The organism is Mesorhizobium sp. M4A.F.Ca.ET.020.02.1.1 (genome assembly GCF_004022645.1).
In the GTDB taxonomy this organism is placed as follows: Bacteria; Pseudomonadota; Alphaproteobacteria; order Rhizobiales; family Rhizobiaceae; genus Mesorhizobium.
On the sequence record NZ_RZOI01001064.1, the window covers coordinates 1 to 1,472 of the forward strand.

Annotated in this window: 2 protein-coding genes; both read right to left on the reverse strand. The window is 61.3% G+C overall.

Annotated elements, in window-relative coordinates; all coding sequences use genetic code 11:
- Positions 1–236: DUF1344 domain-containing protein (locus EN742_RS34825; protein WP_128333868.1), on the reverse strand; the 236-nt coding region annotated here is incomplete at its 3' end.
- Between the two features lie 246 nt (positions 237–482).
- The gene (gene hemF, locus EN742_RS34830; RefSeq protein WP_126058663.1) at positions 483–1,397 is read right to left on the reverse strand and encodes an oxygen-dependent coproporphyrinogen oxidase; all 915 of its coding nucleotides are present in this window, start codon (positions 1,395–1,397) and stop codon (positions 483–485) included.
- Positions 1,398–1,472 lie beyond the last annotated feature (75 nt).

The window sequence follows — 1,472 nt, forward strand, 5'->3', positions numbered from 1 at the left end:
GCAATCTTGTTCTTGCCGTTCATGTCCCAGGAAACGCGGACCTTCTCGCCAGCCTGCAGGCCAGGATCCTTGAAGGCCTTGGACAGCGTAAAGGTGGATCCATCATCAAGAACGAGGCTCATGGCCGTTCCATCGAAGCTCTTCACCGTGCCCGTGGTGTGCTTGACCGCCGCGAACGCGGCGCCACCAGAGGCGAGAAGAGCAGCGGTTGCCGCCGTCACAATAAGCTTGCGCATGGCATGTTCTCCTGGAAAATGCGGGCACCCGGTTGGCAAGGCACCCCACTCAATCATGGGCCGTCCGGTCACGTCGCGTCGCGGCTCAGAGGGGAGGAACCGCCGGCGTTTCCCGGCCCGGAAACGACAAATAGCCCTGATTTTTCAAATGCCTATTAGACGAAAAAGATAATCAAGGCGCCACATTGCGCGCCCAGATTCGGCGAATGGGACCGCATTGCGGTTCACATCCCGCTCACCGATATTTTATGGCCATCTGACCTCGGGCGGCAGGCTGGACAGGATCGAGGCGACATTGCCGCCGGTCTTCAGCCCGAAGATGGTGCCGCGATCGTGAAGCAAGTTGAATTCGACGTAGCGGCCCCGCCGAATGAGTTGTTCGTCACGGTCGCCGTCGGTCCAGTTGTCGTTGAAATTGCCCCTTACCAGGTGTCCGTAGACGACGAGAAAAGAGCGCCCGACATCCTGGACAAAGTTGAAATCGGCATCCCAACCGCCCTTGTCCTCGCCCGAATGCAGCCAGTCGAAGAAAATGCCGCCGGTGCCGCGCGGCTCGTTGCGGTGCGGCAGATAGAAATATTCGTCGCACCAGGCCTTGAATTTGGCGTAGTCGGCGACGCCGGCGTTCTTCTCGCAGGCAAATTGCATGGCGCGGTGAAAGGCGAGCGTATCCGGGTCGTCCTGGACGCGGCGACGGTCGAGCACCGGCGTCAGGTCGGCGCCGCCGCCGAACCACTGGCGCGAGGTGACGACCATGCGCGTGTTCATGTGCACCGCCGGCACGTTCGGGTTCCAAGGATGCGCGATCAGCGAGATGCCGCTTGCCCAGAAGCGTGGATCCTCCTCCGCGCCCGGCATCTGTTTCCTGAACTCGGGCGAGAACTCGCCGTAGACGGTCGAGGTGTGGACGCCGACCTTCTCGAAGACGCGGCCATACATCATCGACATGGTGCCGCCGCCGCCCTTGCCATCGTCGCGCTCCCAGGGGGTCTTCTCGAAATGGCCAGGCGACCATGAAACCAGCGGACCCGTCAGATCCTGCTCGATCTGCTCGAAGGCGGCGCAGATGCGCTCGCGCAACGCTTCGAACCACAGGCGGGCCTTCATCTTCTTCTGCTCGATGTCGGCCGGCAGGCCCACCGGTATTTCAGGTCGTTCCAAAATCAGGTCTCCAGTCGCGGACGATAAAGGACTCGTCTTTTCCGGGCGCGATCCCTAATCTCTTAGGAGCAAGGG